Genomic DNA, 7,499 nt, shown 5'->3' on the forward strand with positions numbered 1-7,499 from the left:
GGGCCGGCGGCGGACCGGTCGCGGACTACTCGACGGTCACGGACTTCGCGAGGTTGCGGGGCTGGTCCACGTCGTAGCCCTTCGCCGTGGCCAGCTCGCACGCGAAGATCTGCAGCGGGACGGTGGTCAGCAGCGGCTGGAGCAGCACCGGGGACTGCGGCACGCGGAAGATGTGGTTGGCGTAGTCGGCGACGGACTCGTCCCCCTCCTCCGCGATGACGATGGTCACGGCCCCGCGGGCGCGGATCTCCTGGATGTTGGAGACGACCTTCGCGTGCAGGGAGTCCCGGCCGCGCGGGGAGGGGACGATGACGAACACCGGCTGGCCCTCCTCGATGAGGGCGATCGGCCCGTGCTTGAGCTCGCCGGCGGCGAAGCCCTCGGCGTGGATGTACGCGATCTCCTTGAGCTTGAGCGCCCCCTCGAGGGCCACGGGGAAGCCGACGTGGCGGCCCAGGAACAGCACGGAGGCCGCGTCCTTCATCGACTGCGCGAGCGCCTTGACCCCGGCCTGCGCGTCGATGACCTGCTGGATCTTGGCCGGCATCGCCTCGAGCTCGGCGAGGATCTCCCCGATCTCGTCCTTGTACTTGTTGCCGCGCAGCTGGGCCAGGTAGAGGCCCAGGAGGTAGGCGGCGGTGATCTGGGCGAGGAACGCCTTGGTCGAGGCGACCGCGATCTCGGGGCCGGCGTGCGTGTAGAGCGCGGCGTCGGCCTCGCGCGGGATGGTGGAGCCGTTGGTGTTGCAGATCGCCACGACCTTGGCCCCCTGCTCCTGGGCGTGCCGGACCGCCATGAGCGTGTCCATGGTCTCGCCGGACTGGGACAGGGCGACCACGAGGGTCCGCTCGTTGACGATCGGGTCCCGGTAGCGGAACTCGTGGGCGAGCTCGACCTCGGTGGGGATCCGGCACCAGTGCTCGATCGCGTAGCGGGCGACCTGCCCCGCGTAGGCGGCCGTCCCGCAGGCCACGACGACGATCTTGTCCACGGCGCGGAGCACCGCCTCGTCGATCTTCAGCTCGTCGAGGATCAGGTTGCCGTCCGGGTCGGTGCGGCCCATGAGGGTCTGCTCCACGGCGGCGGGCTGCTCGTTGATCTCCTTCTCCATGAAGGACGGGAAGCCGCCCTTCTCCGCGGCGGCCGCGTCCCACAGCACCTGGAAGGGCTTGCCGTCGGCGCGGTTGCCGTGGAAGTCGGTGATCTCGTAGTCGTCGGCCGTGATGGACACGACCTGGTCCTGGCCCAGCTCCACGGCGCTGCGCGTGTAGTCGATGAACCCGGAGACGTCGGAGCCGAGGAAGTTCTCGCCCTCGCCCAGCCCGAGCACCAGCGGGGAGTTGCGCCGGGCCGCCACGACGCGCCCGGGGTGGTCGACGTGCACGGCGAGGAGCGTGAACGCGCCCTCGAGCCGTCGGCACGCGACCTGCATGGCCGCGGTGAGGTCCTGGTCGCCGAGGTCGTTGTAGGTGTCGGCCAGGAGCACGGCGGCGACCTCGGTGTCGGTCTCCGAGACGAACGCGTGGCCCTTCTCGACGAGCTCGCGCTTGATCTCGGCGAAGTTCTCGATGATGCCGTTGTGGATCACGGCCAGCCGGCCGCCGTCGACGACGTGCGGGTGGGCGTTGACGTCCGACGGTCCGCCGTGGGTGGCCCAGCGGGTGTGCCCGATCCCGGTGGTGGAGCGCGGCAGCGGGCTGTCGAGCAGCTCCTGCTCGAGGTTCAGCAGCTTGCCGGCCTTCTTGCGGAAGCCGACGGTGCCGTCCGAGACCACGGCCACTCCCGCGGAGTCGTAGCCGCGGTACTCGAGGCGCCGCAGGCCCTCGACGAGCACGTCCAGGGCGTTGTGCCCGGACCCGGTGCCGAGCTCGTCCGCGCGCTGGGAGGAGGGGCCCACATATCCAACAATTCCACACATGCGTTTCACAGTACCGCATGGATTCCGCCCGGCCGGGCGTGCGGGACCGGGCGGGCCGGGGCGTGTTCCCGTCTCTTCTGGGGACACGGCCCGGCCCGCCCGCGGGGCCCGGGACCCTCCGCTCAGCCCCGGCGCTCCCGCACGGCGTCGGCCACCAGTTCCTCGAGGGTCGGGAAGAGGGGGTGATCGGCGTCCAGGCACGTGATCTCCCGCACGGCGTTGGCCGGGGCCAGCGTGTCGAGGATCTCGCCCAGCCGGACGGCCTCGGGGTCGTCGGCCGGGTCGAAGCGCAGGGCGGCCGCCATGGCCGCCCGCAGCCCGTCGGTGCCCAGGCCCCGTTCGGCCAGCTCGGCGGCCGGGCCCACGAACCGCTCGTGCCGGCCGAGCTTGCGCAGCGGGGCGCGGCCGACGCGCTCGACGGTGTCCGGGAGGTGCTCGTTGGCGAAGCGGTCGAGGATCTTCGCGACGTACCGCCCGTGCTCCTGCTCGTCGAAACCGTGCTTCGCGACGAGCAGTGCCTGCGTCTCCGCGAGCGCCGCGGCGACCCGCTCCCGGATCCCGGCGTCGGCGATCGCCTCCGCGATCCGGTGCCGGCCGGCGCCGTAGCCGAAGTACGCGCACGCGGCGTGACCGGTGTTGACCGTGAACAGCTTCCGCTCGATGTAGGGCACGAGGTCGTCCACGTACGTCGCCCCCTCGATGGCCGGCTCACGGCCCGCGAACGGGGTGCGGTCGATGACCCACTCGTGGAACTGCTCCACCACCACGTCGAGCCCGCCGCCCTCCTGCTGGGGCACGATCCGGTCGACGGCGGTGTTGGCGAACACCGCCCGCCGGTCCAGGTCCTCGCCGGCGTACACGGCGCGGACCGCCTCGGCGAGCAGGTCCGTCGCGGACAGGGCGTTCTCGCACGCCATGACCGCCACGGGGGCGGCCCCGTCCGGGGGCCGCGCGCCACGAGCGGGGCCACGAACTCGAGGACGTGCGCGCCCACGGCCGTGGTGACCACGTCCGCCGTGGCGATCTCCGCGACCACGGCCTCCGGGTCGCCCGCCGAGTTGACCGCCCGGTAGCCCTCGACGACCGTGTCCCGGGAGCCGGCGCCCACCTCGTGCACGGTGTAGCTGGGGGTCGACGCCAGCGCGTCGATCAGCGGGGCCGCCACGTCGGCGAACACGACCTCGTAGCCCGAGCGGTGCATGAGCAGGCCGACGAAGCCCCGGCCGATGTTGCCCGCCCCGAAGTGCACGCACTTCATCAGTCGTTCACCTTCCCCAGCAGGTCGAGCACTTCGTCGGAGGTCTTCGCCTCGTCCAGCTGCCGCACCTTCTCCTTGTTGCCGAAGATCTTCGCGACCCGGGAGAGGATCGCGAGGTGCTCGTTGTCGCGCCCCGCGATGCCGATCACCCAGGTGACGGGCTTGCCGTTCCAGTCCAGGCCGTCGGGGTAGCGCACCACCGACAGCGCCGAGTGGTGGATGCTGTCCTTGGCCTGGTTGGTGCCGTGCGGGATGGCCAGGCCGTTGCCCATGAACGTGGACACCGACTCCTCGCGCTCGTGCATGGACAGCACGTACTCGTCGGTCACGGCGCCGGCCGCCACGAGGAGCCCACCCGCCTCGTCGATGGCCTGCTCGGCGTTCTGCGCCCCGCCGTCCATCACGATCCGGTCCTTGGTGAGGATCGTGTCCCCGGAGGAGGCGCCCTCGTCCGGGTCGGCCACGGCGTCGCCGCCGGCGGCCGCGGGTCCGGCCGTGGCCGCCGCCGCGGCGCCGGCTCCCGCGGGGACGGCGGCGCCGTTGCGCTGCTGCACGGCCTCGACGATCTCGTCGTAGCGGGGGCTGCCCATGAAGTTGTCCACGGTCACCACCGAGGCGCTGGGCACCTTCGGCCGGGCCCGGGTGGCCAGGTCCTGGTGGGTGACCACGATGTCGAAGTCGTCCGTGAGATTGGCGATCGCCGCGTTGGTGACCTTGACGTCGCCGAAGCCGGCCGCCTTGACCTTGTTCCGCAGCACGGAGGCGCCCATCGCGGAGGAACCCATGCCGGCGTCGCACGCGAACACGATGCGCTCCACCGGCCCGCCGTCGGCCAGCGCACGGGCGTCGGTCCCGCCGGTGTCCGCGCCGCCGCTGGTGCCGACGACCGCGGAGGACACGGAGGACTTCTTGCCCTTCATCGTCTCCATCCGGGAGGTGGCCTCCGTGAGGTCTCCCTCACCCTTGTCCTTGGAGGCCTTGAGGATCACCGAGGCCACGAGGAAGGACACCGCCGTCGCGGCCGTCACCGCGATCGCCACGCCCACGTAGCTGTCCGTGGTCGCCTGGGCGAAGACCGCGATGATCGAGCCCGGGGCGGCCGGGGCGCGCAGGCCCGCGTCGAACAGCGTCAGGGTGAAGATCCCCGTCATGCCGCCGGCGATCGCGGCCAGGATCAGCGCCGGCTTCATCAGCACGTACGGGAAGTAGATCTCGTGGATGCCGCCCACGAAGTGGATCAGGGCCGCGCCCGGGGCCGAGGCCCGGGCCGCGCCGCGGCCGAAGACCGTGTAGGCCAGCAGGATGCCGAGGCCCGGGCCCGGGTTGGCCTCGAGCAGGAACAGGATGGACTTGCCCTGCTCCAGGGCCTGGGCGGTGCCCAGCGGGGTGAGGATGCCGTGGTTGATCGCGTTGTTCAGGAACAGCACCTTCGCGGGCTCGATCAGGATCGAGGTCAGCGGCAGCAGCCCCCGGGTCACCAGGAAGTCCACCGCCGCCGCGGCCGCGTTGGAGAAGGCCAGCACGGCCGGGCCGATCAGGAAGAACCCGAAGATGGCCATGGCCGCGGCCAGGATGCCGGCCGAGAAGTTGTTCACCAGCATCTCGAAGCCGGGCTTGATCTTCCCGTCCCAGATGCTGTCGACCTTCTTCATCACCCACGCGGTGAGCGGGCCCATCAGCATCGCGCCGATGAACATCGGGATGTCGGTGCCCACGATCACGCCCATCGTGGCGATCGCCCCGACCACCCCGCCGCGCACGTCGTAGACCATCCGCCCGCCCGTGTAGGCGATCAGCAGCGGCAGCAGGTACGTGATCATCGGGCCCACCAGGCCTGTGTACGGCTCGCCCTCCGCGTTCTCGCCGAACCCGCCCAGCGGGCCGAAAGGGGTGAAGCCGGCCTCGATGAAGAAGGCGGTGATCAGTCCCCAGGCGATGAACGCCCCGATGTTGGGCATGATCATCCCCGACAGGAACGTGCCGAAGCGCTGCACGTGCGCCCTGGCCGCGGTCGACCGGCCACCGGCCGGTGCTGTGGTCCGTGAGGTCGTTGCCGTCGCCATGGTGCTGTCCTGTCTCTCGAACGAGGTGCTGGTCCTCCGGCGGAGCGCCCGTACGGCGTGTCACTGCGAGGCAGCTCACAGCCGGTGCCGGGTCGGGACCAAATCTACACCCGGGTATCACGGCTGTCTCCCGTTCGCCGCGGGCCTCCGGGGGCGGTCTAGACTGTGGTCGATGACCGCATCTACGCTGAGCGACCGCACCTCGCCCTTCGTGGAGCTCGACCGGCAGACCTGGTCGCGGCTCTCCCACGAGATCGACGTCCCGCTCACCCCTCGGGAGATCGAGAACCTGCGCGGCCTCGGCGACCGGCTCGACGTCGAGGAGGTGCGTGAGGTGTACCTCCCCATCTCGCGGCTGCTGACCCTCTACGACGAGTCCTCGAACCGGCTCAACGCCTCGACCAACGCGTTCCTCGGCGAGGAGCACGCCCGGACCCCGTTCGTGATCGGCATCGCCGGATCCGTGGCCGCCGGCAAGTCCACCACCGCCCGGCTCCTGCGCGAGCTGCTGTCCCGGTGGCCGTCCACCCCCAACGTGCAGCTCATCACCACGGACGGGTTCCTGTACCCCAACGCGGAGCTGCAGCGCCGCGGGCTCATGGACCGCAAGGGATTTCCGGAGTCCTACGACCGCCGCGCCCTGCTGCGCTTCGTCGCGAAGATCAAGTCGGGAGCACCCGAGGTGCGGGCCCCCAAGTACTCGCACCACAGCTACGACATCCTGCCCGGCGAGGAGGTCGTGGTGACCCGCCCGGACGTGGTCATCATCGAGGGGCTCAACGTCCTTGCCCCCGCCAAGGTGGGCCCCGGGGACCGCGCCGCGCTGGCGCTGAGCGACTTCTTCGACTTCTCCATCTACGTGGACGCCCGGCCCGCGGACATCGAACGGTGGTACGTCGAGCGCTTCCAGGCCCTGCGCTACTCGGCCTTCGCCGACCCCGGGTCCTACTTCCACCGCTACGCGGACCTCTCCGACGAAGGGGCCGTGGCCACCGCCACCGGCATCTGGCGGCGGATCAACGAGCCGAACCTGATCGAGAACGTGCAGCCGACGCGCGGTCGGGCCCGGCTGATCCTCTCCAAGGACTCCGACCACTCCATCCGGCGCGTGCTGCTGCGCAAGAACTGATGGACGTCCCACGCGCCGCCGCCCTCCTGCTGGCCGCCGCGCTGCTCGTGACCGGGTGCGCGCCGGATCCCGGGGGCGCACCCCCGGCCTCTCCCGAGCCCGCCGGCACCACCCCGGCACCGGACACCCTCTCCGCTCCGTCCCCGACCGGGCCGGCGCCGACGCCATCGGGCACCGGTCCCGCCCCGGACCCCGGCCTGGACGACCCCGCCTCGCTGGCCGTGGTGGTCAACAAGCGGCGCCCCCTGGACCCGGTGGACTGGGCCCCCACCGCCCTCGAGGACGTCGAGGGGCACCTCCTGCGCCCCGAGGCGGCCGCCGAGGCCCGCCGGCTGCTCGCCGCGGCCCGGGCGGACGGCGTGCCGATCCGGATCGTGTCGGGCTACCGCTCCTTCACCGAGCAGTCCGGCACGTACGCGGGCTGGGTCGCGCAGAAGGGCCGCGAGGCCGCCGACACGGTGTCCGCCCGGCCGGGCCACTCGGAGCACCAGACGGGCCTGGCTGTGGACGTCGGCGACGGCTCCGCGTGCGACCTGCGCGTGTGCTTCGACGGGACGGCCACCGCCGCCTGGGTGGCCGAGCACGGGCCGGAGCACGGTTTCGTGGTCCGCTATCCCTGGGGCGAGCACGGCACCACCGGCTACTGGTACGAGCCGTGGCACCTGCGCTACCTCGGCCCCGAACGGGCGCGGGAGTTCGTGCGCTCGGGGGCGGCCACGCTCGAGGAGTTCTCCGGCCTGCCGCCGGCCCCCGACTACGGACCGCCCGCTCCGGGCTGACCGGCCCCGGAGGCCGGCACCGCGGTGCGGGGTCGTCCCCGGTGGAGTGCACCCTCGCCGTCCCGGGCCCACCCGGCCCGTCCGTGAACATGCGCAGAGGGTTCGGAGAACTCGTCACGACGGGCGACGCGCTGGACCTGGCCGTCGCCGTGATCATCGGCGCGGACCTCGCCGAGGTCGTCGACGCCACGGTCGCGGCGCTGCCGGTGCCGTTCGTCTCCGCGCCGGCCGGCTCGCCCGACCCCGACTCGTCCGCGATGCTCACCGTCGACGGCAGCGACGTCCGGTCCGGGGTGCTGCTCACCGGGATCCGCGACGCCCTGCGCCGGCGCACCTGATCCCCGTCCCGCGC

General features: G+C 72.1%; 5 protein-coding genes and 1 pseudogene. 3 read left to right on the plus strand and 3 right to left on the minus strand.

Going from position 1 to position 7,499, the window contains the following annotated elements:
• Positions 1 to 25: 25 nt before the first annotated feature.
• The 3 genes and pseudogenes from glmS to ACH9D2_RS11060 form a co-directional block, all read right to left on the minus strand.
• Positions 26 to 1,918, minus strand: coding sequence for a glutamine--fructose-6-phosphate transaminase (isomerizing) (gene glmS, locus ACH9D2_RS11050; RefSeq protein ID WP_396362882.1), 1,893 nt, complete (start codon positions 1,916 to 1,918; stop codon positions 26 to 28).
• Positions 1,919 to 2,040: 122 nt separating this feature from the next.
• A pseudogene (locus tag ACH9D2_RS11055) lies at positions 2,041 to 3,176 on the minus strand (mannitol-1-phosphate 5-dehydrogenase).
• Positions 3,176 to 5,239 (minus strand): PTS mannitol transporter subunit IICBA, encoded by a 2,064-nt coding sequence (locus ACH9D2_RS11060; protein WP_396362883.1) that lies wholly within the window; start codon positions 5,237 to 5,239, stop codon positions 3,176 to 3,178. Before ACH9D2_RS11060 ends, ACH9D2_RS11055 begins: the two are co-directional and overlap by 1 nt.
• 172 nt (positions 5,240 to 5,411) lie before the next feature.
• Here ACH9D2_RS11060 and coaA point away from each other — a divergent pair, with 172 nt between their 5' ends.
• The 3 genes from coaA to ACH9D2_RS11075 all read left to right on the plus strand — a co-directional run bounded on the left by coaA (position 5,412) and on the right by ACH9D2_RS11075 (position 7,485).
• Positions 5,412 to 6,368 carry a type I pantothenate kinase gene (gene coaA / locus ACH9D2_RS11065; RefSeq protein WP_396362884.1) on the plus strand — a complete coding sequence of 319 codons (957 nt, stop codon included), beginning with the start codon at positions 5,412 to 5,414 and terminating at the stop codon, positions 6,366 to 6,368.
• Positions 6,368 to 7,147: a M15 family metallopeptidase gene (locus tag ACH9D2_RS11070; RefSeq protein ID WP_396362885.1), complete on the plus strand. Its 780-nt coding sequence runs from the start codon at positions 6,368 to 6,370 to the stop codon at positions 7,145 to 7,147. Before coaA ends, ACH9D2_RS11070 begins: the two co-directional genes overlap by 1 nt.
• A gap of 89 nt (positions 7,148 to 7,236) precedes the next feature.
• Positions 7,237 to 7,485, plus strand: coding sequence for an MscL family protein (locus ACH9D2_RS11075; RefSeq protein WP_396362886.1), 249 nt, complete (start codon positions 7,237 to 7,239; stop codon positions 7,483 to 7,485).
• The last annotated feature ends 14 nt before the right edge of the window (positions 7,486 to 7,499 follow it).

It is taken from the genome of Kocuria rhizosphaericola (genome assembly GCF_044462205.1).
Classification (GTDB): Bacteria; Actinomycetota; Actinomycetes; order Actinomycetales; family Micrococcaceae; genus Kocuria; species Kocuria rhizosphaericola.

Excerpts from the sequence above, each read along its gene's own strand:
- ACH9D2_RS11060 (WP_396362883.1), bottom strand. The coding sequence starts at position 5,239 with ATGGCGACGGCAACGACCTCACGGACCACAGCACCGGCCGGTGGCCGG.
- glmS (WP_396362882.1), bottom strand. The coding sequence starts at position 1,918 with ATGTGTGGAATTGTTGGATATGTGGGCCCCTCCTCCCAGCGCGCGGAC.
- coaA (WP_396362884.1), top strand. The coding sequence starts at position 5,412 with ATGACCGCATCTACGCTGAGCGACCGCACCTCGCCCTTCGTGGAGCTC.
- ACH9D2_RS11070 (WP_396362885.1), top strand. The coding sequence starts at position 6,368 with ATGGACGTCCCACGCGCCGCCGCCCTCCTGCTGGCCGCCGCGCTGCTC.
- ACH9D2_RS11075 (WP_396362886.1), top strand. The coding sequence starts at position 7,237 with ATGCGCAGAGGGTTCGGAGAACTCGTCACGACGGGCGACGCGCTGGAC.